This window comes from Comamonas sp. Tr-654, from assembly GCF_011752915.1.
Taxonomy (GTDB): Bacteria; Pseudomonadota; Gammaproteobacteria; order Burkholderiales; family Burkholderiaceae_C; genus Comamonas.
Genome location: NZ_VWWQ01000004.1, coordinates 202092 through 224449, shown reverse-complemented (window position 1 = coordinate 224449; position 22358 = coordinate 202092). Strand labels below are relative to the sequence as shown.

Sequence of the window (22358 nt, the reverse complement as noted above, 5' to 3'; positions counted from 1 at the left end):
AAGAATTCAGCAATGGTGACTAAGAAACCCAAGGGCCTGGGACGTGGTCTGGAAGCCCTGCTGGGCCCCAAGGTCAGCGAAGCAGAGCAGGTCGCAGCGAGCGGGTCTCAGGCCAATCTGCCGAGCACGCTGGCACTCAATGTGATGGTGGCCGGCCAGTACCAGCCGCGCACCCGCATGGACGAAGGCGCCTTGTACGAACTGGCCGAGAGCATCAAGGCCCAGGGCATCATGCAGCCGATTCTGGTGCGCCAGCTCTCCCGGGGCGACAACGCCGGCAAGTACGAGATCATTGCCGGCGAACGGCGCTTCCGTGCTGCGCATATCGCGGGTCTGTCGGAGGTTCCGGTGCTGGTGCGCGAGGTGCCCGATGAGGCGGCGGCGGCCATGGCGCTGATCGAGAACATTCAGCGCGAAGACCTGAATCCGCTGGAAGAGGCGCAGGGCCTGGCCCGGCTGGTCAAGGAATTCGGCCTGACCCACGAACAGACCGCGCAGGCCGTGGGCCGCTCGCGCAGTGCTGCCACCAATCTGCTGCGCCTGCTGAATCTGGCCGAGCCCGTGCAGACCATGCTGATGGCCGGTGATATCGACATGGGCCATGCGCGGGCGCTGCTGACGCTGGACCGCGCCACCCAGATCACGGCAGGCAACCAGATCGCGGCCAAGAAGATGTCGGTGCGCGAGGCCGAGTCGCTGGTCAAGAAGATCGGTGCCGAGTTCAATCTGACGCGCCAGAAAGCCAAGAAAGATGGCAAGTCGCGCGACGTGAAACGCATCGAGGAAGAGCTGTCCGACCTGCTCACCGCCGATGTCGAAGTGCGTATCAAGAAGACCGTACGCCGCCACGGCAAGCAGCAGGAAATGGGCGAGATCGCCATCCAGTTCGGTTCGCTGGAGGAGCTCAACGGCCTTATCGAAAAGCTGCGCGGCGAAGTCTGATTTTTGGGCCCAAGCAAGCGAAAAGAGCATCCACGGATGCTCTTTTTTTGTGCGCGCGCAGCGTTCAGCTGCGATAGCCAGGGTCGATTCGTTCGAGCTTGCGCAGCAGGGCAGGCCAGGCAAACTGGCCGCCCATTCCGCCGGTCTGCACCTTCATGGCATGGGCGATGCCCTGCAGGATCTGCGGGTCGACCTCGGTGAGTTCGGTGCCCCCGGACTGGGCCGCGATCTGGATCTGGCAGGCGGACTCGAAGACGTACATGGACAGAAAGGCATCGGCAATCGTGGGGCCGCAGGTCAGCAGACCGTGGTTGCGCAGCATGAGGAAGTTGGCCTCGCCCATGTCGGCCAGCAGGCGCGGCTTCTCGTCCTCGCGAAAGGCCACGCCTTCGTAGACATGATAGGCCAGGGATCCCAGGACAAAGGTGCTCTGCTGGCTGATGGGCAGCAGGCCGTTCTTCTGGGCGGCCACAGCCACGCCGGCGCGCGTGTGGGTATGGATCACGCATTGCGCATCGGCGCGGGCCTCATGCACGGCGCTGTGGATGACGAAGCCGGCCGGGTTCACGGGGAAGGGCGACTCCATGAGCTTGTTGCAGCCCAGGTCCACCTTGATCAGCGAGGAGGCCGTGATCTCGTCAAACATCAGCCCGTAGGGGTTGATGAGAAAGTGGTGCTCGGCGCCCGGCAGCCGCGCGCTGATGTGGGTGAAGACCAGATCGCTCCAGCCGTATAGTGCCACCAGCCGGTAGCAGGCGGCCAGGTCCACGCGCAGCTGCCATTCCTCGGGGCTGACCAGATGCTGCACGCTGGGGATGTTCAAGGGTTCTTGGCTCACGGGCGACTCTCCTTCATCGTTGATCCGATGAATGTAGACACTCGTGCGCCGGCGGTCTGTTGGCTAGGCGACAGAACCCTGGAAACACGGACGAGGCCGGTTCGGATCAGGTGCGCTGGCAACGCCCGTGGCAGGTGTTGGCCCGAGTCCGGAAAATAAAAAACAGGAGCTTGCAGCGCAAGCTCCTGTTGATTTTCAGATCGCTTCTTTACGGAAACCGAAGCAGATCAGACGCAAGCAGCTATCAAAAGCGCTTACTTGATCTGACCGCCCGACAGGTCCTGGATCATGCGGGCAGCCAGATACAGGCGCGGTACGATGGTGTTGATCTGCACGTATTCGGCATCGTTGGAGTGCGCGCCATAGCCCGACAGGCCGAAGCCCTCAATCACGCCGCCCTTGGCCTTGAGGGCCGCAAAAGCCGCATCCGTGCCGCCGCCCGTGGCCTTGTCCATGACCTTCATGGGCAGCTTCAGCTCTTGCTCATAAATGCCCTGGGCGTGGGCGGCCAGCTTGCGCGCCGTGGCATTGGCTTCCAGCGGCGGGCGGCGCACCTCGAACTTCAGCTCCACCTTGCTGGCGGGGAGCAGCTTGCTGCCGATCTTGTCCTGCATGGCTTTTTCCAGCGCCGTGAAGTCGGCCACGCGCAGCGCGCGGGCATCGGCCTGGGCCGTGGCTTCGGCGGGAACCACATTGCGGTTGGTGCCGGCCTTGGACACCGTCCAGTTGAGCTTGAGGCCGTCCTGGGGCTGGGACAGATCCTTCATCTGCAGCAACTGGTGCGACAGCTCGTACAGTGCATTCACGCCGTCCTCGGGCTTGGCGCCCGCATGCGATGCCTTGCCCGTGACCTTGAGGTAGGCGGCGCCGATGCCGCTGGTGGCCAGGCGCAGGCTGCCGTCGGTGCCGCCGCCTTCAAAGCTGAACACGGCGTCCTGCTCGGCCCCCAGGCGGGTGATGGTGCTGCGTGCTCCGGGCGAGCTGATTTCCTCGTCACCGTTGATCAGCACGGTCAGCGTGCCGTAGTCCTCAATGCCCAGCTTCTTGAGCAGGGGCACGATATGCATGATCAGGGCCACGCCCTGCTTGTCGTCGGCAATGCCCAGGCCATAGGCCTTGTCGCCGTCAACGCGGAAGGGCTGGTCCTTGAGCATGCCGGGCAGATAGACGGTGTCCATATGCGCGATCAGCATGATGCGGCTGCTGCCCTTGCCCTTGAATTCGGCATGCACCATGGGGCCGACCTTCTCGGGCGTGTCATCGAGGCGGTAGATGTCGCTGGGCTCGATCACCTCGACCTTGCCGCCCTGCGCGCGCAGCTTGCCGGCAATGTATTCGGCAATCTTCTTCACGCCTGCCACATCCTTGCTGCCGGACTCGATATGCACCAGATCGCGCAGCGTATCCAGGTAGGGCTGCTGCTCCTTTTTCGCATGCTCCAGCCATTCGGCCTGAGGGGCAGCCTGGGCAGAGCCGAAGGCCAGCACCAGGGCCAGGGGCATGGCGCGCAGCAAAGGGGCAGAGGGCGTGTTCCAACGCATAGAAATTCTCCTAGAAGGGGGCGGGCCGCTCCCGGATAGGGCCACGGCAGGAAAGGCGGCCTGATGCACCGCTCGGGGAATTCAGCTTAGCAGCCGTGTTTGCGGCCTCAGCGCTGAGGGACTAGGGATAAATACCAGGGTAACTTGATTTCTCGTGGCAACAAAAAAGCCCTGCTGCTTGCGCAGGCAGGGCTTGATGGGTTGCGTCTGCTGCTCAGGCCGCGGCCAGATGGGCCTTGGTCTTCTTGCTCACGCCGTCGCCGACGATGACGGCCGAGACCACGGACAGCACCAGCGCAATCGCCGAGCCGTAGAACACGGCGTTCGTCATCTGGTGGTCCAGCATGTAGCCGAAGACGGGCGCGGCCAGGCAAAAGCCCAGATCCAGGCCGGAATACACCGTGCCGTAGACACGGCCCGTGGCGCCAGGGGGCGCTGCGCGCTTGATCAGCATGTCGCGCGAGGGACCGGCCAGACCCGTGCCCAGACCGGCGATGGACGCCACGATCACGGCCGCCATGCCGGGCAGCCAGCCCGTGCCGACGACGAACAGCAGCAGGCCCGAGCCCAGCATGCAGATGGAGATCACCTTCTCCAGACGCTGCACGCGGCCGACCAGAAAGCCGCCCACCACCATGCCTGCAGCGCCGCACAGCATATAGCCGGTGACGATCAGCGCCGTCACGGACAGCGGCAGGCCGTACATGGATTGCAGGGCTGGGCTGGCAAAGCTCTGGATGGCGCTGAGCGCGCAGGTGCTCCAGAAGAAGAAGGAAAAGCACAGCCACACCGATGGCAGCTTCATGAAGGCCATGGGGTGTTCCTGAGGGGCGGCAACGGCACCGGCGGCTGGCTTGGCGGCAGCGCCAGCAGCTTCGGCACGGTCGTCGAGCGCATCTCGGTTGAAGACCATGATGGCCAGCACCACGGCGGCGCAGATGGCACCGCACAGGCAGGCCAGACGCCAGGAGCCCGTGGCCGTGGTGATGCCGGCCATGAACAGCGGCGCCAGCGCCCAGCCGATATTGCCCGACAGGCCGTGCACCGAGAACGCATGGCCTATGCGCTGCTGCGACACGCGCTTGTTGAGAATGGTGAAGTCCACGGGGTGGAAAGGCGCATTGCCAAGGCCCGCAAAAAAGGCTGCGGCCAGCAGCATGCTGTAGCCCTGCGCCGTGCTCGCAATCAGGCCGGCCACGACAAAGCTGCCGAGGGCGGCAAACAGGATGGGACGGGCACCAAAGCGGTCTACGGCAAAGCCGGCCAGCGCCTGGCCGGTGCCAGAGACGATGAAGAACAGCGAAACCATGACGCTGAGCTCGGCATAGCTGTAGCCGAATTCCTGGATCAGCCAGGGGAACAGCGGCGGCAGCAGCAGGTGGAAGAAGTGCGACGAGCCATGGGCCAGGCCGATGAGGCCAATGGTGCGCGCGTCACTGCGCAGTGTCTCTGGCGCCTGGTTTTGGGATGTTGTGGAGGCAGGGCGGTTCATATATCGCATCTTAGGCAGAGCGGTCTCGTCTTGTATGCGATAGTCTGCCAATTGCTATCGCAAACCAGCCAACCCCATATGCCCAGCCTCCAAGACCCCGGACCCCTGCGTGCAGGCAAGGCCTCCGCCTATGTGGAGACGCTGACGCCCCATCTCTACATACCCACGGCACAGCGCCCGGTCCGCGCCAAATGTCGCTGGCTGGAGGCCGACACCCAGGTCAGGCCCCACCGTCATCCCTGGGGGCAGCTGGCGATCTCCACCACGGGCACCATCCGCCTGACAGTGGCGCAGGGCACCTATATCGTGCCGCCGTCGCGTGCGCTGTGGGTGCCGCCCGGCATGGAGCATACGGTGACCATGGTGGAAAGCGCTGATCTGCGCACGCTTTACTTCTTCCAGTCCGATGGGCATTGCGGCCCCGATGTCGGGCCAGGTCAGGAGGCGGTCTGGCGTCAATGCCGGGTGCTCAATGCTTCGGATCTGCTGCGTGCCGTGGCGCGAGAGCTGCCCACCCTGCCCGATGACAGCCTGCAGCTGTCCGAGCAAGACAGGGTGCGCGAGCACCATCTGAGCGAGCTGCTGCTTGAAGAGCTGCGCCGCGCCAGCGCCGTGCAGCTCGGTGTGAACCTGCCCCAGGACAAGCGCCTGCGCCTGCTGTGCGAGGCCGTGCTGGCCGACCCGACACGCAACGAGACGCTGGAGGACTGGGCGCGCGATACCGGGGCCAGCCCGCGTACCGTAGCGCGGCTGTTTCGCCAGCAGCTGGAATGCAGTTTTACCCAGTGGCGTCAGCAGGTGGTGCTGGCCCATGCCGTCAGTCTGGCGGCGCGCAACTGGCCGATTCAGCGCATTGCGGCCGAGCTGGACTACAGCCCCAGCGCCTTCAGCGCGATGGTGCGCCGCACCGTGGGCATGCCGCCGGCGCAGTTCTTCGGCATGCACACCAAGGTCACGGCTGCCAGCGATTGATCTGACAGCGCTGCAGGTCTTCTCTCCCCGTCTCCGGGGGCCTGCGGAAAATATTTGCGGCGGCATGGAATGAAAGCAGCAGGCTTGCGCTCTTTATCACCATGATCTTCTCTGCCGAGTCGCGCTACAACCAGTGGGTGCGCGAGCATTACCGCTTCTTGCTGCGCAGTGCCTGGGCACTGACGGGCTCGCGCGCCACGGCCGAGGATGTGGTGCAGGACTGCTTCACCAGCGCCTGGCGTTTTCGCCACCAGCTGCGCGACCAGAGCATGGCCCGGGCATGGCTGTTCCAGATCATGCGCCGCCATGCCTTCAGGCATTTCGATCCCGGGCAGCTGCAGGCTCAGCCGCTGGACGAATCCTGTGAGCAGGGCGTGAATCACCATGAGGCACTCGATGCGCAACTGGACGTGGTCAAGGCGCTGAGCCGCATCGCCCCCATCCATCGCGAAGTGCTGGTGCTGTACTACTTTGACGATATGCCCACGGCCCAGATGGCCGAGGCGCTGGATATTGCACCGGGCACTGTGCTCTCGCGCCTGGCGCGGGCCCGTGAAGCGCTCAAGACGGTGTTGCAGGAGCCGACGCCGCATCCCGCCGGGGCCGCCATCGAATCTTGCGTTGCTGCCAGCGTGATACCGCTGAGAAAGCGCTCACCATGAAACACCAAGACCGCCCCGAAGACACCGATTTCGACCTGCGCGCCCGTGCCGAGCTGGCGCTGGCCTTCGAGCCCGGCGAGCCGCCGGCCCATTTGTTGCGCCACATGCCCTGGTATGCCCGCCGTGGGCTGCAGGCGTTGTGTGCGGCAGCGATCCTCGGCAGCGCCGCATGGGGCAGCGTGCTCGGCCTGCGCCCGCCGCAGATGGTGCGCTCGGCCATCGAACACGAATACTACGAACGCACGCTGCGCGGCCAGTTCATTGGCGAAGCCGAGCTGGCCCGGCACATGGATTGGCCTGCCGACCGCAAGCTGCCCGGCTACACCCAGCTCATGCGGCCCTGCGACATCGACGGCCGCCGCGCCTATCACCTGACCACCTTTTTCGAGAAAGGCGGCATCGTTACCGTGCTGGCCTTCGAGCAGCCCCAGCGGATTGCCGACGGCCAGGGCTGGTGGGCCAACAGCTACTGGCAGGTGGTGCGCTCGCGCGAAGGTCGCCCGTTGGTGCTGATCGCGCAGAAGAAACAGGCTCTGGCCGTGGCATCACGCGCCCTGGGAGCCCCCGAGAAAGTCGATGGCTGAACCGGATCTCTCGCCCTGCTCATTCACCACAATCAACGAGGAGACATCATGCAACAACCTACATCCCTGCCGCGTCGTCGCCTGCTCGCCGGTAGCGCCAGTGCACTGGCTGCGGCCGGTCTGGCCAGCTTCCAGGGTCAGGCCATGGCACAGGCAGCTGCGCCCGCCGCCAAGCCTCTGCCCGGCTATGCCGGCTTCAAGAATGCCGATGCCGTGATCGTGCACAGCTCCACCACCATCGAGACCCGGCGCAGCGCTTTTGGCTCCAGCGTGGTCACGCCCACCAGCCAGCTCTATGTGCGCAACAACCTGCCGACGCCGCCCGAGAGCATCGTGGCCGATCGCGATGCATGGGCGGTGCAGATCGATGGCGTGAACCGGCCTCGTCAGCTGAGCCTGCGTGAACTCAAGACCATGGGGCTGGAGACCGTGCCCATGGTGCTGCAATGCTCGGGCAACGGCCGCGGCTTCTTCCCTTCCAAGCCGAGCGGCACGCAATGGACGGTGGGCGCTGCAGGCTGCGTGGTCTGGAGCGGTGTGCCCGTGCGCGATGTGGTCAAGGCCCTGGGTGGCGTGGCCGGCGGCATGCTCTACATGACGGGCACGGGCGGCGAGGTGCTGCCTGCAGGCCTGGACCCCAAGAGCGTGCTGGTGGAGCGCTCCGTGCCCCTGTCGGCCATGGAGGACGCGCTGCTGGCCTGGGAGATGAACGGTGAGCCCGTGCCCCTGGCCCACGGTGGACCGCTGCGCCTGATCGTGCCGGGCTACACCGGCGTGAACAACATCAAGTACATCAAGCAGCTGGCCTTTACCGCCAAGGAAAGCGAAGCGCACATCATGTCGCACGGCTACCGCATCTCGCCTCCGGGCAGCAAGGGCGATCCCAGCCAGCCCTCGGTGCAGGAGATGAGCGTCAAGTCCTGGATCAACAGCCCCATTCCTGAAGACGGCAACCAGGCTGCCGGCCTGGTGCAGATTCAGGGCGTGGCCTTCGGCGGCATGCACGCCATCAAGGGAGTGGAAGTTTCCATCGACGGCGGCAAGAGCTGGAAGCAGGCCCGTCTGGTGGGCCCTGACATGGGCAGGTATGCCTGGCGCCAGTTCGTGCTCCCGGCCCAGTTGCCCAAGGGCACCTACCAGCTGGCCAGCCGCGCCACCGACATCAAGGGCAATGTGCAGCCCGAGGCGCGCGGTGAAAACCAGAGCGGCTACAACAACACCAGCTGGGCCGACCACGCCGTGACAGTCACCGTGGCCTGAGCGCCGCAATCACTGCCCATGCCCGGTGCCAGAAGAAGGGACGCAGGGTATGGGATCCAACCCCGATGCATCGCATTTCTCCAATAACAATGATGAAGACAAACCACACCCTCGCCGCCCTGTTGTTGACCGCCTTTGCGGGCACTGCCGCTCACGCCGATCAGGCTGCCCAGATGGCGCGCGGCAAAGAGCTGTTCACCACTGCTGCCGTCCCTGCCTGCGCAGTGTGTCATACCCTCAAGGATGCCGGAGCCGAAGGTGCCATTGGCCCTGTGCTGGACGAGTTGCAGCCCGATGCGGCCCGCGTGGCGCGCGCTCTGAAGGACGGCATCGGCTCCATGCCCTCCTTCAAGGCCACAATGAGCGAAGCCGATATCGCTGCCGTTTCTCTCTACGTGAGCAAGGCCAGCGGCGCAGCCAAATAAGGCGGTTCAGCCGCGTTCTGCGCCATCCAGCGGCATGGCGTAAATCCAGACCTTGTGACGGCTATTGCCTTGCAGGCAGGCCGTCGCTTCCACGCCGGGCAGCTGGAAGTCCAGGCTGACCAGCCAGCTGCCGGGCTGCATCTCGGTGGCGGCCTTGACGGCGGCGCGGCCCATGCTCTCGGGCCGCTGGAACAGATAGACCAGCTGATAGCCGCCCCAGTCGGCCAGCCAGATATCGCCACGCCGCACGCGTGCCCAGGGGCAGCGCAGGGCGCTGGCAATCACCAGTGGCCAGCTCCACTCCAGGCCCTGGAGACGGGCCTGCGGCAGCTCGCTGCGCAGCGCGCGCAGGCCGTCGCCCATACCGCAGCCGGCATCCAGCACCGGAGCCTGGTCGGGCAGCTTCACGATCTTTGCCAATCCTTTGAGGGCTTGCAACGGCGTCGGAAAGACGGGAGCATCGCGCCAGGCATTGAGCGGGTAGATCAGCAACAGCAAGGCCAGCGGCAGCAACCAGCCCCATGCGGGCAGCTGGCTGGCGCTGAGCACCAGAAACGACAGCGGAAAGCCTGCGGCAATCAGCAGACGGCGCCACCAGCTGTGGCCCCAGAGACTGGCGGCCGAGCTGGCGGCGCCTGCCAGCAGCAAGGCCAGCCACCAGACGACGATATGGCCGAGCGCAAAGAAGGCGACCCAGGCCAGCAGCCAGGTCAGCAGCGCAGGCAGAGGCCATACCAGGAAAGACGATTTGTTTTCCATCAGATTGTTAATTTTGTTAGGAATCTTGGGCAAGCGTGCAACCGGGTGATGCAACGCAAGCACTCACTGCACAGCCACTTGTATATTGTGCAAATTACCCCCCTTTGGGGGGGTATGCGAGCGTTCATCTCGCCGTAAAAATTACCATTTTTTGCTTATGTATACTTTTCGGCTTTCACCGGCGGAAAATCAAGAGGAGTGATTCATGCGCCTGGCTCTACCAAGCCTTTCATTGGCAGCTCTTGCGCTGACGGCATGCGCGGCACAGACGCCGCAGGATCAGTTGGCACCGGCGTCGCCCACGGTGCGTCTGTGCGAAGGCAACAACTGCTCCGAGCTGCCGCGCAATGTCGCTACCTTCCGTGGCGAGCCGGTCAATCCGGAAGCCGAACGCCGTCAGGCCGCTCTGGTGCAAAAGGCCGAAGCCGATCTGCAGAAGACCCAGCCCGATCCGCGCGCCGCCTATGACCTGGGCCTGCGCTATCTGCGCGGCGACGGCGTGGAGCGCAACAGCTATCAGGCTATCGAGTGGATGCGCAAGGCCGGTGATGCCGGTCATGGCCCGGCTCAGTTCGCGCTCGGCCGTCTGTATCTGCTGGGTTTTGAAGAAATGGGTCCGGACCCCGCCGAAGCCGAGGCCTGGCTGTCGCGCGCCGCCGCCAAGGGCTTCAAGGAAGCCAAGTCTCTGCTGCCCCAGGCGCAGGCCGCCAAACAGAATGCTCATGCTCGCTATCAGGCCATCGAGGACGAACGCAAGTCCTGGAATCGCTGGTACGTGAGCGCGCCCTACTACCTGGTGTGGGGTTCGTCGGGCTGGTATTACCGCTGAAGCGCGTCGAGCGCTTCAACATTTTTCATTTGTAGAAAGCATCTCTATGTCCAAGAAGACAACGCTGCGTCTGGCAGCCATCGCATCGGCCCTGGCACTGGGCGGTTGCGTGACCCCCGGCGGCGGCACCATTTCCACCGGCACGGCTCCCACGGCTGCCACGGGCGCAGCGGGCGGCGCCACCAGCGTGAATGCCAACGCTTCTCTCGAGCGTTGCGATGCGCCTCTGGGCACGCTGGCCGTGGACGACGGTCGCGGCAAGGAGTGGTATGCCAGCTTCGGCGCCGCCACCAAGATCACCACCATCGAGCCTCTGATCCGTCTGGCCGTGCAGCAGTCCAACTGCTTTGTGATCACTTCCGTGGGCAACAACCGTACCGAAAGCAAGATGTCGGCGATCACCGACAAGCAGCGCAATTCCGGTGAGTTCCGTGCCGGCTCCAGGCAGCAAAAGGGCCAGCGCGTGGCCGCTGACTACTACATGGAGCCCTCCATCATCATCGACAACGATGCCACCGGCCAGCTGGCTGCCGGTGTGGGCGGTCTGTTCGGCAATGTGGGCACGCTGATCGGCGGCGCCATGCAGAGCAAGGCTTCGGTGGTGACGCTGAGCATGTTCGACATCCGTTCGGGCGTGCAGATCTCCATCTCCGAAGGCAACTCCACGGCCACTAACTTCGGCGCTGCACTGGGTGCCTTCGGCGGCGGCGTGGGCGGCGGTCTGGGCGGCTTCTCGCGCACACCCGAAGGCAAGGCCACCGTGGCTGCCTTCATGGACGCATACAACAATATGGTGATCTCGCTGCGCAACTACAAGGCGCAGGAAGTCAAGGGCGGCCTGGGTCGCGGCGGTCAGCTCAAGGTCGGCAAATAAGCATCGATCCGAGAACAGAAAAGGGCCTGCAGCTGCAGGCCCTTTTTCTTGGTTGGCGTGTTTTCAGTCAGCGCGAGCGAGGCTCACTGCAGCTGAAAGATCTTGCCCGGGTTCAGGATGTTCTTGGGGTCCAGAGCCTGCTTGATGGCACGCATCATCTGCACCGCACCGGCTCCCGCCTCTTCGAGCAAAAAGCCCTGCTTGTGGATGCCGATGCCATGCTCGCCCGTGCAGGTGCCGCCCAACGCAATCGCGCGTGCCACCAGCGTGTGGTTGAGTTGCTCGGCCTGCTCGCGCTGGGCGTCGTTGTCGGGGTCGATCAGATAGCCGAAGTGGAAGTTGCCGTCGCCCACGTGGCCGACCAGGAAGTAGGGTATGCCACTGGCATCGGCCTCGGTCACGCATTCCAGCAGCGCATCGGCCAGGCGGCTGATGGGCACGCAGGCATCGGTGGTAATGCAGCGGCAGCCCGGCACGCTGGAGACGGCCGCGAAATAAGCGTTGTGGCGCGCGGTGAACAGACGTGTACGGTCTTCAGGGCGTTCGGCCCATTCAAAGGCATTGCCGCCGAATTCATGGGCAATGTCCTGAACCATCTCGGCCTGCTCCTTCACGCCCGTGGGCGAGCCGTGGAACTCCATCAGCAGCATGGGCTCCTCACGCAGGGACAGCTTGCTGTAGGCGTTGACCATGCGTACGGAATTCACATCGACCAGTTCCACGCGGGCGATGGGAATGCCCATCTGGATGGTCTGGATCACCGTGTGCACGGCGTTCTCGATGCTGGAAAAAGAGCAGATGGCCGCACTTACCGCTTCGGGCAGCGGGTAGATGCGCAGCGTGATCTCGGTGAAGATGCCCAGCGTGCCTTCGCTGCCCACCAGTAGGCGGGTCAGGTCGTAGCCAGCAGCGCTCTTCTTGGCGCGGTTGCCGGTACGCACCACTTCGCCATTGGCCGTCACCACTTCCAGGGCCAGTACGTTCTCGCGCATGGTGCCGTAGCGCACGGCGTTGGTGCCGCTGGCGCGGGTCGAGGTCATGCCGCCAATCGATGCGTCGGCACCGGGATCGATGGGGAAGAAGAAGCCGGTGTCCTTGATGGCCTCGTTCAGGGCCTTGCGCGTGATGCCGGGCTGCACGGTGATGGTCAGGTCTTCGGTGTTGACCGAGAGCACACGGCTCATGCGGCTGACGTCGATGGTAATGCCGCCCTGAACGGCCAGCAGATGGCCTTCCAGCGACGAACCGGCGCCATAGGCAATCACGGGCACGCCGTACTGGTCGCAGAGCCTGACGGCGTCCTGCACGTCCTGGGTGGACTCGGCAAACACCACGGCTGCCGGCGGGGGCGCGGCAATCGCGCCTTCGTCGCGGCCATGCTGCTCGCGCACGGCCAAGGCCGTGGAGCACTGGCTGCCGAAACGTGTTTGCAGAGCCTGCAAAAATTCTTCGGGGATGGGGCGCTGCACGAAATCGGGCTGCAGCGAGGTATGGGCAACGGGTGCATTCATCGGGGTCTCCAGAGGAGAAAAAGAATACCACCAGGTCCGATCCGGGCGTGTACGTATTGCGCACTAGGCCAGGGCGCAGGCGGCGGCGGCTGGTTTTGCGCATGCCTTGGCAGACATCGTGGCTTTCGCCGCGGCGCAGCCGCCTTGCGCGAGCACATAGATAAGTTTCGCCCTAGCTAATGAGAATTCAGTGTTTAGGGTTTGTGCCAGGTGTGCCTATATTGGCAAGCCTCATGGCGTGCGCTGCAGAGCTCGCTTCAAACCAAAAGCAGTTCGGAGGGCGGAGCTATGCGCGATACGGGTCGCAGATCATTCATTCAGGGGCTGGCCGGGGTGTCGGCAGCAGGCATGCTGGGCGCGGCATGGCATGTGCGTGCGGCGCAGACGCAGGCCTGGCCGGCGCGGCCCATCAAGCTGGTCGTGACCTTTCCGCCCGGCGGCTCCAGCGATATCGTGGCCCGGGTGCTGGCTCCCGCGCTGGCCGAGAAGCTGGGCCAGAGCGTGATCATAGACAACAAGCCCGGTGCGGGCTCGTCGATTGGCGCGCAGATCGTGGCGCACAGCGCCAACGACGGCTACACGCTACTGGTCTCCAATTCGGCGGCGCTGTCGATAGCGCCATCGCTGCTGCAAAGCCCTGGCTACGACCCCTTGCGCAGCTTCGAACATCTGGCCTACATCGGTGCGGTGCCCACGGTGTTTGCCGCGCACCCTTCGGTGCCCGTCAACAGCCTGAGCGAGCTGGTGAGCTGGATCAAGGAGCAGCCTGCTCCCGTCGCCTTTGGCAGCGGCGGTGCCGCCTCGGTGGGCCATCTGGTGGGCGAGCAGTTTGCACAGACGCTCAATCTGTCCATGGAGCATGTCCCCTACCGCGGCGCCGGCCCCATGCGTGCGGATCTGCTCAGCGGCCATATCAAGCTGGCCATCGATGCGCTGCCGCAGAACATCGCGCTGCACAAGCAGGGCCGGCTCAAGCTGCTGGCGCTGACATCCTCACGCCGCGTGGCGCAGGCACCGACGGTGCCCAGCGTGGCCGAACTGGGACTGGCACAGCTGGTCTCCGAGAACTTCGTCGGCATCTCGGCACCGGCTGGCCTGCCCAGGGCGCTGGCCGAAAAAATCGCCAGCGCGGTGCGGCAGATCAGCGCGCGTCCCGAGTTTGCGCAGACGCTGGAAGCCCAGGGATTCGTGACCCGGGACATGGAATCCAAAGCCTTCACCCAACTGATTGCGGACCAGCATCTGGCCTGGGGAGATATCGCGAAGAAAACAGGTGCAAAACTTTAAGCAGAAGAGACAACGATGAGCAGCGAGAAACTGTATTCACCCCGTAAGCCACGCTATGCCGTGGTGCTGTTTGGCCCCGAAGGACAGGGCAGTTTCAACGAGTCGGGACTGCGCGGAGCGCACAAGGCCAGAGAGGCCGGCCACGAGGTCGACGTGCTCTGGGTGGCCGGCCAGTCGGCCCAGCAGCGTGCAGCCGAAATGTCCGTCTTGTGCGGCGGTCGCTACGCGCTGATTCTGGCGCATGGCGGTCAGGGTGACGGTCCGGTGCAGATCCTGGCCGAGCGCTGGCCCGAGCAGGCCTTTGCGGTTATGCAGGGCAGCTGGACGGCAGCCAATGTGGCGCGTTACGAGGTGCTGCAGGAGCAGTCGGCCTTCCTCGCCGGGGTGCTTGCCAGCCAGTGGAGCAGGACGGGCAAGGTGGGGCATTTCTCGGGCGAGAAGGTGCCGCCGGGTCTGCGTGGCCGTGCTGCCTATGCGGACGGCCTCAGGCGCGCCGGTTTTGAGGGGCAACTCGTCACCCAGTTCTGCGGCCACCAGCATCGTCCGGGCTGGGCCCGCACCTGTGTCTCGGCCATGGTCGAGCAGACGGACCTGGACATTGTGTTTGCCATGATTGATGGCGGCCGCCCCGGTGTGACGCAAGCGTGCCGCGCACATGGCGTGGTGCAGATCGGCAATGTGCTGGACTGGGTGGCGCGCGACCCCGAGGTGTTTGTAGCCTCGGCGATCTGCGATTCCGGCGAGGCCTTGTTTCGCGCCGTAGAGGACCATGCACGGGGCCTGCTGCCGCTGGGTGGCTATCGTGCCTTCGGCCTCGAGGAGCCGAGCCTGGTGCGGCTGGAAATGGGGGCCGGGGTGAGTGCTGCGCAGCGCAGCCTGGTCGAAGACTGGGCGCAGCGTTTGCTGCGCCGCGAGTTCGAGATTCACCTGGACTATGCCGGGGCCGAGTTCGCCTTGCCGCAGGAGGAACTCAGCGCTGCGGCGTGATCCGGAAAGCGCCGCGACAAGGCCTCAGTACTGCTGAGCGCCCTTGTCGAATTCGGCACGTGACAGCTGGCCGTTGCGGTCGCTGTCAATCTCTTCGAAGCGCTGGGAAATGGCGGGCAGCTGGCGCGCTTCCTGCGCACTGAGCTGACCGTCGCGATTGGCGTCGGCACGCTCGAAGGCCGCCTGCACGCTGTTCTTGGCAGTAGGGGCCTGCTGCACGCCGGTGGCCGCGCCCGATTGCACGATGCGCGCCGGCTCCTTGTTCTCGCCGGGATTGCTGCTGCCGGTTTGCGCAAAAGCCATGCCTCCGCCGAGGGTGAGTGCGGAGAACAGCACCACGCTGACGACTTCGAATGACGAGACCTTGCAATTGAGCAGATTCTTCTTGTTCATGAATGGCATTCCTTCTCTATGCGATAGCAGGACTGCATTGCACCCTGTGAGGCGGCAAAGGGCCAGCACTTTTGCCTGCTGTTGCCTCAGACTACATTTGCCTGCGGGCTGTAACGCACAATGGCGGCCGTATCTGAGGGCCGTGCCGGCCCCGAAAACTCGCAGCTTTGACAAGGGATGACCCATGGGCAACCGCCTCACGCAAATCGCCACCCGCACCGGAGATGACGGAACCACCGGCCTCGGAGACAACACCCGCGTTTCCAAGAGCAGCGGCCGCCCGCATGCCATGGGCGATGTGGATGAACTGAACTCGCATATCGGCCTGCTGCTGTGCGAGTCGATGCCCCAGGATGTCCGCGACCTGCTGATCGACATCCAGCACCAGTTGTTCAACCTGGGCGGCGAGCTGTCCATGCCGGGCTATGAGCTGCTCAAGGACGATGCGCTGCTGCAGCTCGACAACGCGCTGGCCCACTACAACGCACAGTTGCCGCGCCTGCAGGAGTTCATCCTGCCTGCCGGCACGCGCGCTGCCGCGCAGGCCCATGTATGTCGCACCGTGGCGCGCCGTGCAGAGCGCCAGGTGGTGGCGCTGGAGCAGGCCGAGGCCATGCGAGCCGCTCCGCGCCAGTATCTGAATCGTCTGTCCGATCTGCTGTTCGTGCTGGCCCGCGTGCTCAACCGCATCGACGGCGGCGACGATGTGTACTGGAAGAGTGAACGCCTGGCGCGCACCCAGTCCGAGTGAGGCAGGGGCAGGAGACCTGGCATGCGTCTGCGACATATCGAAGTCTTCAATGCCGTGATGCAGACCGGCAGCGTCAGCGCGGCTGCGCGCCTCATCAACGTCACCCAGCCCGCGGTCAGCCGCACGCTGCAGCATGCCGAGTTGCAGATGGGCTTTGCGCTGTTCCAGCGCGCGCGGGGGCGGTTGACGCCGACCAATGAAGCGCTGGCCCTGTTTCCGCATATCGAGAAGCTCTTCGAGCAGCTCGACGAGGTGCAGCGTCTGGCCGCTAACCTGCGCCACGGCCAGTCGGCCGACCGGCTCAATGTGCTGACGGTGTTTGCGCTCAGCCGCGAGGTGCTGCCGCGCGCCGTGGCGGGCTTCAGGCGCCGCCATCCAACGGTCCAGGTGCATGTGCAGGCGCTGCACACGCCGCAGGTGGTGTCGGCCCTGCTGCTGCAGGAGGCCGATGTGGGCTTCGTGATCAGCTCCGCGGGCCAGCCCGCGCTGGAGCACGAACTGCTGGCCGAGGTGGACATGTTCTGCGTGTTGCCCAAGGGGCTGCTGCCGCCTTCGCGCGTACGCGCCGAAGGCATGGAACTCAAGGATCTGGCCGAGCTGCCTGTGGTCGCGCTCGATGCGCGCGACCCGTTGGGCATGCGCCTGGGCCAGGCCTGCCGCGAGCATGGCGTGGGGCTGTCGCCCGTGGTGACGGTGCAGACCTACCACGCCGCACTGTCCATGGCCGAATACGGGCTGGGAGCGGCCATCATGGACGGCTGCACGGCTCTGGCGGCCGACCGGCGCCGCGTGCACGTGGTGCCGCTCTTGCCGCGCATCACCGTGGGCGTGAATGCACTGAGCCTGCCCCAGCGCCCGGGATCGGTGCTGGCGCGCGCCATGACCCAGGAAATGAACAAGGCCCTGCGGGAGCTTCTGAGCGCCTCCTGAGCAGGCCCGCGTTCAGGCTGCGCGCATCTGCGCAGCCAGCCGCTGTGCTGAGCCGAAGGCCAGCGTCAGGCCCAGCGCGCCATGGCCGGTCTGCAGCCACAGATTGCGCGGTCCGCCGCGCTGGCGGCCGGTGATGGGCAGGCCCGTGGGGGTCGCCGGGCGCATGCCGCTCCAGGGATGCAGCGAGCCCTGCAGCGGCAACTGGGCAAAGACCTGCTGCGTGGAGCGGCGCAGGCTGTCGATGCGGGCCGTATCGATGCGTGTGTCGCGGCCGATGATCTCCACCATGCCGGCCACGCGCAGGCGCTCGCCAAGGCGCGCGAACACCACCTTGCGCGCGGTGTCGGTCACGCTCACGCGCGGCGCGGCCTGGGTGTGGTCGGAGGGGATGTCCACGGTGATGCTGTAGCCCTTGAGTGGATAGACGGGAATGCGCAGGCCCAGCTGGCGCGCATGGGCCGGGCTTTCCCAGCCGCTGGCCAGCACGTAGTGCTCGGCCTGCAGCAGGCCGGCGGCGGTGCGCAGGCCGGTGACGGCGTCGCCCTGGCGCTCGAAGCCCAGCACCTCGGTGTCGTAGCGCAACTCGGCGCCGCGTGCGGACAGCAGCGCCGCCAGCTGCTCGCACAGCTGGCGGCAGTCGGCAACGCTTTCGCTGGGGGTGTGAACGGCGCCCGCCATGCGGCCCGAGTAGCCTGCCAGCGCGGGCTCCAGGCGCACTGCGGCGGCTGCATCCACCACCTGCTGACTGGCGCCACCAAGGCGCGATTGCAGGGCCACCTGCCGGGCCGCGGCATCCAGGCCCTGCTGCGTTTGGTACAGCACCAGCTTGCCCGGCGTGTGCAGTGCGCAGCTCAGGGACTCCTGCGCATGCAGGCTCTCGAAGGCCTGCCGGCTTTCGGCGGCCAGCCTCAGCAGCGCCTGCGTGCCGGCCATGGAGGCGCGCGCATTGCAGGCGCCCAGAAAGCGCAGTCCCCAGGCCCATTGGGCGGGGTCGGCGCGCAGGCGCAGGGCCAGCGGCGAGTCCTTTTCCAGCAGCAGCTGCGGCAGCATTTTCCAGATGCCGGGATCGGCCAGCGGCTGCACGTAGGAATAGCTGAGCTGCGCGCCGTTGCCGCCGCTTGCGCCCGCCGCCGGGCCAGGCCCGCGCTCCAGCACCGTGACACGGCAGCCCGCGCATTGCAGCGCATAGGCAGTGGCCAGGCCGACGATGCCGGCGCCCACGATGCAGACATGCATTGATCGTTTCTCCATGCTGTCGCACTGTAGGCCCATGCGGGGCCGGGCAGCCATGGCATTTGGCATGCAGGGTATGCACTCAGGTTATGGGCAGCCCGAGTGATGAGTGCAGCGGGCTGGCCCTCCGTCGCGGTGTTTACCCGGAGCATGGCAGTGCCTGGGCTGCCACCCATAAACCAGGGGCATGGATCAGCCCGATATTGTCATCCCTCGGAGCCGGGCGCGCTTTCTACACTGGCGGCACATCCACCACCGAAGAGGAGACACCGCATGCAACTTCACTCCACCGTGCTTTGTGCGGCACTTGGCCTGGGTTTTCTGGGCGCTGCCCATGCCGATACTCTGGCCAAAGTGCGCGACAGCGGGCGCATCACGCTGGCCTACCGTGAGTCCTCCGTGCCCTTCAGCTACCTGGACAACGGCAAGCCCATAGGCATGACCGTGGAGCTTTCACAGGCAGTCGCCGAAGCCGTGAAGAAGGTGCTGAACCTGCCCGCGCTGGAGGTGCGCTGGCAGGCCGTGACCTCGCAGAACCGCATGCCGCTGCTGGCCAACGGCACCATAGACCTGGAGTGCGGATCGACCACCAACAATACGGTGCGGGCCAAGGAGGTGGGCTTTGCCATCAATCACTTCTACACCGGCACGCGGCTGCTGGTGAAGAAGAGCTCGGGCATCCAGAGCTATGCCGACCTCAAGGGCAAGACAGCGGCCATCACCACCGGCACCACCAATCTGCAGGTGCTGCGCAAGGCCAACGCCGAGCAGGGCTGGGGCATGAACATCGTCATGGCCAAGGATCATGCCGACGGCTTTCTGCTGGTCGAGAACGACCGTGCCGCGGCCTTTGGCATGGACGACATCCTGCTCTACGGCCTGATCGCCAACGCCAAGAATCCCAAGGATTTCCACGTCGTGGCCGATGCGCTGCAGGTCGAGCCCTATGCCTGCATGCTGCGCAAGGACGACCCGCAGTTCAAGCAGCTGGTGGATGGCGTGATCGGCGACATGATGAAGTCTGGCGCCTTCGCCAGGCTCTACGACAAATGGTTCATGCAGCCCATCCCGCCCAAGAACGCGGCCCTGGGCCTGCCCATGAGCGAGCAGCTGCAGCGCAACGTGCAGGAGCGCGGCGACAAGCCGGCGTTCTGAGATGCGCGCGGTCGGCATTCTTGGCGGCATGGGGCCTGCAGCGGGCGCGGATTTCGTGCGCCTGTTCGTGCAGGCCTGTACCCGGCACCTGCAGGGCCAGGGCCTGCCCGTGCACGACCAGGCCTATCCCGAGCACTGGCTGGTGCAGCTGCCCATGCCCGATCGCACACAGGCGCTGCGCAGCGATCCGCAGTCCCCTGCGGGCCCGGCTGCGCATCTGCTGCAGGGTGCGGGCCGGCTCGCGGCCCTGGGTGTGCGCAGCGTGGCCCTGGCCTGCAACACGGCCCATGCCTGGCATGGGCAGATACAGGCGTTTTTCCCGCAGTTGCGTGTGCTGCACATCGCGCAGCAGACGGCGCTGCATCTGAAGGCAGGTGGCGCGCGCCAGGCCCTGGTGCTGGCTACGGACGGCACCTATGACAGCGGGCTCTACGACGCAGCGCTGGCCGATTGCGGCATTGCCGCGCTGCGGCCCGGACCGGCGGGCCGGGCCCGGCTCATGCAAGGCATCTACGAGGGCGTGAAGCAGGGCGATATGCCGCTGGCCGTGCAATGCTTCGGCGAGGCGCTGGCGCCGCTGCTGCAGCGCCATGGCGCCGTGCCCGTGATCATGGGCTGCACCGAAATCCCGCTGGCCCTGCCGCAGGCATCGCAGGCCTGCGGCGCCGAGCTGGTGGACCCGGCCTGGATACTGGCCTGTGCGTTGGCGCAGGATGCCTACGCGCACTAACGGCGACGGGGCAGAGGCCTGTAAAAAGATGAGCTGCAATCGCTTGCCATAAAACAGATATGTATCGAATTCAGGTCAGATCTGTTGATGGGTATGCGGTACCAGCTCATCTTTTAACGATGGTTTGCTAAGACTTCCGGGCGTCCTGCATCTCCGAGTCCATGGCGGCCTTGTAGATGCTTTGCCGGGGCCGCTGCATCAGGCGGCGCAGCATGGGCTCGAATTCACTCATGGGCAGGGTCTCGGCCCGGGGATCGAAGGCCGGGTTGTCATAGAGTTCGCAGAACTCGGCCGTGCGTGTGTAGTGCGGATGGTCTCGGAACTGCTCGCGCATGTCCCTGTCCAGGCCGATGTGATGGAAGAAATAGTGACCCTGGAAGATGCCGTGATGCTGGACCATCCAGTGGTTGGCCTCGTTCACAAAGGGCTGGAGAACTGCTGCGGCTATGTCGGGGTGGTTGAAAGACCCGAGGGTGTCGCCGATGTCGTGCAGCAGTGCGCACACCACATACTCCTCGTCGCGGCCGTCGCGCAGCGCGCGCGTGGCGGTTTGCAGGGAGTGGGTGTAGCGGTCCACCGGAAAGCCGCCATAGTCGCCTTCCAGCAGCTTCAGATGGGCCATCACCCTGTCGGGCAGGCCGCTGGTGAAGTGTGCGAATTCGCCGCCGATCAATTGCCAGTCTTCACGCGTGCTGTCTTGCATGCGCAGAAAGTTCGCCCGTGCATTCATGCCATGTCTTTCGTGGGTTATGGTCGTTGCACTGTAGGGCGCTGGCAGGGGCTGCGCTGTCAAGGGCATGACATGCCGCCGCCGCCTTGATGCGCGAATCCTGTTTGCTGCTAACAGGGTCCGCGAGGGCTTGAGGCGTCAGTAGGTTTCCAGGTGCAGACGTCCTTCGCGCTTGAGCCTTGAGCCCAGTTCATCCCAGCCCAGTCCTGCTTGCTGGGCCACATCACGCAGGGCCAGCACGACGCCGTCCTCCATGCTTTTGAGGCCGCAGACATAGATGTGCGTGTTGTCGTCGCGCAGCAGCTCCATGAGGTCGGCCGAGCGCTCACGCATGGCGTCCTGCACATAGCGCCTGGGCTGGCCGGCCACGCGCGAGAAGGCGAAGTTGATGTCGATGAAATCCTTGGGCAGGTTCTGCAAGGGGCCGAAATAGGGCAGCTCCTGAGGCGTGCGCGCACCGAAGAACAGCAGCAGTTTCCCGCTGTCGAACTTGCCGCTCTTGCGCAGGCGGCGGCGCCACTCCGTCATGGCGCGCATGGGCGCGCTGCCCGTGCCCGTGCAGATCATCACGATGTGCGAGCGCGGGTGGTTGGGCATGAGAAAGCTGCTGCCGAACGGACCTATGACCTGCACCTTGTCACCCACCTGCAGATCGCAGAGATAGTTGCTGGCCACGCCGCGCACGGGCTGGCCGTGGTGATCCTCGACCACGCGTTTCACGGTCAGTGCCAGATTGTTGTAGCCGGGGCGCTCGCCGTTGCGGGCGCTGGCAATCGAGTACTGGCGCGCCACATGGGGCTTGCCGCCGGCATCCACACCGGGCGGGACAATGCCCAGCGACTGGCCTTCGAGCACCGGAAAAGGCAAGGCGCCGAAGTCCAGCACGATATGGTGGGTCTCGTTGTCGAAGCCGGCTTCCGTGCAGTTCAGATTGCCCACCACCGTGGCCGTCACCGGAGCCTTGGGCCCATGCAGATTGGTGTAGGCATGGGCGGCAGACCAGGGCGGCGTGGTGGCGCCATAGCTGGCTGCGCGAAACACTTCCGCAGCACCGCTTTCGGCCAGACCGGCTGCGGCCGCAATCACGGCCTGGGCCTGGCTCAGGTCCTGCACATCGACGGCATTCTCGGCTGTCTGCGCGGCGGCCAGCACGTCGGCAGAAAGTTCTTCGGGCAGGCTCTCCCAGCCCAGTTGCTCGGTCACGCTGTAGGGCTTGCTTGCCGACACCAGGCGCCAGTTGTCGATGGAGCCGGTGGGGCAGGGCGAGATGCAGTCCATGCAGCCGTTGCACTTGTCCGCCATGACTACATAGTTGTTGTCGTCATGCGTGATGGCGTCCACGGGGCAGGTCGCCTCGCAGGTGTTGCAGCGAATGCAGATCTCCGGGTCGATCAGATGCTGCTTCAGGATGCCGTTTTCAATCAGCGTGATGGTGCTCATTTTGTTCTCCAAACCAGGGCAACCCAACTCAGT

General features: G+C 65.1%; 23 protein-coding genes. 14 read left to right on the top strand and 9 right to left on the bottom strand.

Annotated elements, in window-relative coordinates; translation table 11 throughout:
- The first annotated feature begins 12 nt into the window (after positions 1 to 12).
- On the top strand, positions 13 to 942 hold the full coding sequence (locus F3J24_RS14325) for a ParB/RepB/Spo0J family partition protein (protein ID WP_167007515.1): 930 nt from the start codon (positions 13 to 15) through the stop codon (positions 940 to 942).
- 64 nt (positions 943 to 1006) lie between these two features.
- On the opposite strand, the gene F3J24_RS14320 is transcribed toward F3J24_RS14325, so the two are convergent.
- The 3 genes from F3J24_RS14320 to F3J24_RS14310 all read right to left on the bottom strand — a co-directional run bounded on the left by F3J24_RS14320 (position 1007) and on the right by F3J24_RS14310 (position 4813).
- Positions 1007 to 1780 carry a class II aldolase/adducin family protein gene (locus tag F3J24_RS14320; RefSeq protein WP_167007512.1) on the bottom strand — a complete coding sequence of 258 codons (774 nt, stop codon included), beginning with the start codon at positions 1778 to 1780 and terminating at the stop codon, positions 1007 to 1009.
- Between the two features lie 254 nt (positions 1781 to 2034).
- Positions 2035 to 3321, bottom strand: coding sequence for a M20/M25/M40 family metallo-hydrolase (locus F3J24_RS14315; RefSeq protein ID WP_167007510.1), 1287 nt, complete (start codon positions 3319 to 3321; stop codon positions 2035 to 2037).
- A 214-nt stretch (positions 3322 to 3535) separates the two neighbouring features.
- Positions 3536 to 4813, bottom strand: coding sequence for an MFS transporter (locus F3J24_RS14310; RefSeq protein ID WP_167007507.1), 1278 nt, complete (start codon positions 4811 to 4813; stop codon positions 3536 to 3538).
- A gap of 78 nt (positions 4814 to 4891) precedes the next feature.
- Here F3J24_RS14310 and F3J24_RS14305 point away from each other — a divergent pair, with 78 nt between their 5' ends.
- From F3J24_RS14305 to F3J24_RS14285, 5 genes are all read left to right on the top strand, one after another.
- Entirely contained in the window at positions 4892 to 5785 is an 894-nt protein-coding gene (locus F3J24_RS14305) for a helix-turn-helix domain-containing protein (RefSeq protein ID WP_167007505.1), read from the top strand.
- 101 nt (positions 5786 to 5886) lie between these two features.
- Positions 5887 to 6447, top strand: coding sequence for an RNA polymerase sigma factor (locus F3J24_RS14300; protein ID WP_167007502.1), 561 nt, complete (start codon positions 5887 to 5889; stop codon positions 6445 to 6447).
- Complete coding sequence (locus F3J24_RS14295) at positions 6444 to 7031, top strand: hypothetical protein (protein ID WP_167007499.1); 588 nt, start codon at positions 6444 to 6446, stop codon at positions 7029 to 7031. Before F3J24_RS14300 ends, F3J24_RS14295 begins: the two co-directional genes overlap by 4 nt.
- Positions 7032 to 7079: 48 nt before the next feature.
- Positions 7080 to 8291 (top strand): sulfite oxidase, encoded by a 1212-nt coding sequence (locus F3J24_RS14290; protein WP_167007497.1) that lies wholly within the window; start codon positions 7080 to 7082, stop codon positions 8289 to 8291.
- Between the two features lie 89 nt (positions 8292 to 8380).
- Complete coding sequence (locus tag F3J24_RS14285) at positions 8381 to 8716, top strand: cytochrome c (RefSeq protein WP_167007494.1); 336 nt, start codon at positions 8381 to 8383, stop codon at positions 8714 to 8716.
- Between the two features lie 6 nt (positions 8717 to 8722).
- Here the strand turns inward: F3J24_RS14285 and F3J24_RS14280 are convergent, their stop codons facing one another.
- On the bottom strand, positions 8723 to 9475 hold the full coding sequence (locus F3J24_RS14280) for a class I SAM-dependent methyltransferase (protein ID WP_167007491.1): 753 nt from the start codon (positions 9473 to 9475) through the stop codon (positions 8723 to 8725).
- A 205-nt stretch (positions 9476 to 9680) separates the two neighbouring features.
- On the opposite strand from F3J24_RS14280, the gene F3J24_RS14275 reads away from it, so the two are divergent.
- Positions 9681 to 10304: a tetratricopeptide repeat protein gene (locus tag F3J24_RS14275; RefSeq protein WP_167007489.1), complete on the top strand. Its 624-nt coding sequence runs from the start codon at positions 9681 to 9683 to the stop codon at positions 10302 to 10304.
- A gap of 46 nt (positions 10305 to 10350) precedes the next feature.
- Positions 10351 to 11178 carry a hypothetical protein gene (locus tag F3J24_RS14270; protein ID WP_003059942.1) on the top strand — a complete coding sequence of 276 codons (828 nt, stop codon included), beginning with the start codon at positions 10351 to 10353 and terminating at the stop codon, positions 11176 to 11178.
- 83 nt (positions 11179 to 11261) lie between these two features.
- Here F3J24_RS14270 and F3J24_RS14265 read toward each other — a convergent pair whose 3' ends face one another.
- Positions 11262 to 12689, bottom strand: coding sequence for an FAD-binding oxidoreductase (locus F3J24_RS14265; RefSeq protein ID WP_167007486.1), 1428 nt, complete (start codon positions 12687 to 12689; stop codon positions 11262 to 11264).
- Between the two features lie 288 nt (positions 12690 to 12977).
- On the opposite strand from F3J24_RS14265, the gene F3J24_RS14260 reads away from it, so the two are divergent.
- Both F3J24_RS14260 and F3J24_RS14255 read left to right on the top strand, forming a co-directional pair.
- On the top strand, positions 12978 to 13976 hold the full coding sequence (locus F3J24_RS14260; RefSeq protein ID WP_167007484.1) for a tripartite tricarboxylate transporter substrate binding protein: 999 nt from the start codon (positions 12978 to 12980) through the stop codon (positions 13974 to 13976).
- A 15-nt stretch (positions 13977 to 13991) separates the two neighbouring features.
- A complete protein-coding gene (locus tag F3J24_RS14255; protein ID WP_167007481.1) occupies positions 13992 to 14963 on the top strand; it encodes a BMP family protein in 972 nt (323 codons plus the stop codon).
- Positions 14964 to 14987: 24 nt separating this feature from the next.
- Here F3J24_RS14255 and F3J24_RS14250 read toward each other — a convergent pair whose 3' ends face one another.
- On the bottom strand, positions 14988 to 15356 hold the full coding sequence (locus tag F3J24_RS14250) for an EF-hand domain-containing protein (protein ID WP_167007478.1): 369 nt from the start codon (positions 15354 to 15356) through the stop codon (positions 14988 to 14990).
- 184 nt (positions 15357 to 15540) lie between these two features.
- On the opposite strand from F3J24_RS14250, the gene F3J24_RS14245 reads away from it, so the two are divergent.
- Positions 15541 to 16107 (top strand): cob(I)yrinic acid a,c-diamide adenosyltransferase, encoded by a 567-nt coding sequence (locus tag F3J24_RS14245; RefSeq protein ID WP_167007476.1) that lies wholly within the window; start codon positions 15541 to 15543, stop codon positions 16105 to 16107.
- Between the two features lie 21 nt (positions 16108 to 16128).
- Positions 16129 to 17037: a LysR substrate-binding domain-containing protein gene (locus tag F3J24_RS14240; RefSeq protein WP_167007473.1), complete on the top strand. Its 909-nt coding sequence runs from the start codon at positions 16129 to 16131 to the stop codon at positions 17035 to 17037.
- 12 nt (positions 17038 to 17049) lie between these two features.
- On the opposite strand, the gene F3J24_RS14235 is transcribed toward F3J24_RS14240, so the two are convergent.
- Positions 17050 to 18273 (bottom strand): D-amino acid dehydrogenase, encoded by a 1224-nt coding sequence (locus tag F3J24_RS14235; RefSeq protein WP_167008230.1) that lies wholly within the window; start codon positions 18271 to 18273, stop codon positions 17050 to 17052.
- 270 nt (positions 18274 to 18543) lie between these two features.
- Between F3J24_RS14235 and F3J24_RS14230 the strand changes: the two genes are divergently transcribed.
- Both F3J24_RS14230 and F3J24_RS14225 read left to right on the top strand, forming a co-directional pair.
- On the top strand, positions 18544 to 19425 hold the full coding sequence (locus tag F3J24_RS14230) for an amino acid ABC transporter substrate-binding protein (RefSeq protein WP_043003247.1): 882 nt from the start codon (positions 18544 to 18546) through the stop codon (positions 19423 to 19425).
- A 1-nt stretch (position 19426) separates the two neighbouring features.
- Complete coding sequence (locus F3J24_RS14225) at positions 19427 to 20155, top strand: aspartate/glutamate racemase family protein (RefSeq protein ID WP_167007470.1); 729 nt, start codon at positions 19427 to 19429, stop codon at positions 20153 to 20155.
- A 127-nt stretch (positions 20156 to 20282) separates the two neighbouring features.
- On the opposite strand, the gene F3J24_RS14220 is transcribed toward F3J24_RS14225, so the two are convergent.
- On the bottom strand, positions 20283 to 20885 hold the full coding sequence (locus F3J24_RS14220; RefSeq protein ID WP_167007467.1) for an HD domain-containing protein: 603 nt from the start codon (positions 20883 to 20885) through the stop codon (positions 20283 to 20285).
- A gap of 138 nt (positions 20886 to 21023) precedes the next feature.
- Positions 21024 to 22325: a benzoyl-CoA 2,3-epoxidase subunit BoxA gene (gene boxA, locus F3J24_RS14215; RefSeq protein WP_167007464.1), complete on the bottom strand. Its 1302-nt coding sequence runs from the start codon at positions 22323 to 22325 to the stop codon at positions 21024 to 21026.
- Between the last annotated feature and the right edge of the window lie 33 nt (positions 22326 to 22358).

What these genes read in the sequence shown, in the direction of transcription:
- F3J24_RS14305 (WP_167007505.1), top strand. Translation starts at nt 4,892, where the DNA reads ATGCCCAGCCTCCAAGACCCCGGACCCCTGCGTGCAGGCAAGGCCTCC.
- F3J24_RS14300 (WP_167007502.1), top strand. Translation starts at nt 5,887, where the DNA reads ATGATCTTCTCTGCCGAGTCGCGCTACAACCAGTGGGTGCGCGAGCAT.
- boxA (WP_167007464.1), bottom strand. Translation starts at nt 22,325, where the DNA reads ATGAGCACCATCACGCTGATTGAAAACGGCATCCTGAAGCAGCATCTG.
- F3J24_RS14310 (WP_167007507.1), bottom strand. Translation starts at nt 4,813, where the DNA reads ATGAACCGCCCTGCCTCCACAACATCCCAAAACCAGGCGCCAGAGACA.
- F3J24_RS14280 (WP_167007491.1), bottom strand. Translation starts at nt 9,475, where the DNA reads ATGGAAAACAAATCGTCTTTCCTGGTATGGCCTCTGCCTGCGCTGCTG.
- F3J24_RS14235 (WP_167008230.1), bottom strand. Translation starts at nt 18,273, where the DNA reads ATGCATGTCTGCATCGTGGGCGCCGGCATCGTCGGCCTGGCCACTGCC.
- F3J24_RS14260 (WP_167007484.1), top strand. Translation starts at nt 12,978, where the DNA reads ATGCGCGATACGGGTCGCAGATCATTCATTCAGGGGCTGGCCGGGGTG.
- F3J24_RS14250 (WP_167007478.1), bottom strand. Translation starts at nt 15,356, where the DNA reads ATGAACAAGAAGAATCTGCTCAATTGCAAGGTCTCGTCATTCGAAGTC.
- F3J24_RS14285 (WP_167007494.1), top strand. Translation starts at nt 8,381, where the DNA reads ATGATGAAGACAAACCACACCCTCGCCGCCCTGTTGTTGACCGCCTTT.
- F3J24_RS14225 (WP_167007470.1), top strand. Translation starts at nt 19,427, where the DNA reads ATGCGCGCGGTCGGCATTCTTGGCGGCATGGGGCCTGCAGCGGGCGCG.
- F3J24_RS14265 (WP_167007486.1), bottom strand. Translation starts at nt 12,689, where the DNA reads ATGAATGCACCCGTTGCCCATACCTCGCTGCAGCCCGATTTCGTGCAG.
- F3J24_RS14275 (WP_167007489.1), top strand. Translation starts at nt 9,681, where the DNA reads ATGCGCCTGGCTCTACCAAGCCTTTCATTGGCAGCTCTTGCGCTGACG.
- F3J24_RS14325 (WP_167007515.1), top strand. Translation starts at nt 13, where the DNA reads ATGGTGACTAAGAAACCCAAGGGCCTGGGACGTGGTCTGGAAGCCCTG.
- F3J24_RS14230 (WP_043003247.1), top strand. Translation starts at nt 18,544, where the DNA reads ATGCAACTTCACTCCACCGTGCTTTGTGCGGCACTTGGCCTGGGTTTT.
- F3J24_RS14290 (WP_167007497.1), top strand. Translation starts at nt 7,080, where the DNA reads ATGCAACAACCTACATCCCTGCCGCGTCGTCGCCTGCTCGCCGGTAGC.
- F3J24_RS14245 (WP_167007476.1), top strand. Translation starts at nt 15,541, where the DNA reads ATGGGCAACCGCCTCACGCAAATCGCCACCCGCACCGGAGATGACGGA.
- F3J24_RS14270 (WP_003059942.1), top strand. Translation starts at nt 10,351, where the DNA reads ATGTCCAAGAAGACAACGCTGCGTCTGGCAGCCATCGCATCGGCCCTG.
- F3J24_RS14220 (WP_167007467.1), bottom strand. Translation starts at nt 20,885, where the DNA reads ATGAATGCACGGGCGAACTTTCTGCGCATGCAAGACAGCACGCGTGAA.
- F3J24_RS14295 (WP_167007499.1), top strand. Translation starts at nt 6,444, where the DNA reads ATGAAACACCAAGACCGCCCCGAAGACACCGATTTCGACCTGCGCGCC.
- F3J24_RS14255 (WP_167007481.1), top strand. Translation starts at nt 13,992, where the DNA reads ATGAGCAGCGAGAAACTGTATTCACCCCGTAAGCCACGCTATGCCGTG.
- F3J24_RS14240 (WP_167007473.1), top strand. Translation starts at nt 16,129, where the DNA reads ATGCGTCTGCGACATATCGAAGTCTTCAATGCCGTGATGCAGACCGGC.
- F3J24_RS14315 (WP_167007510.1), bottom strand. Translation starts at nt 3,321, where the DNA reads ATGCGTTGGAACACGCCCTCTGCCCCTTTGCTGCGCGCCATGCCCCTG.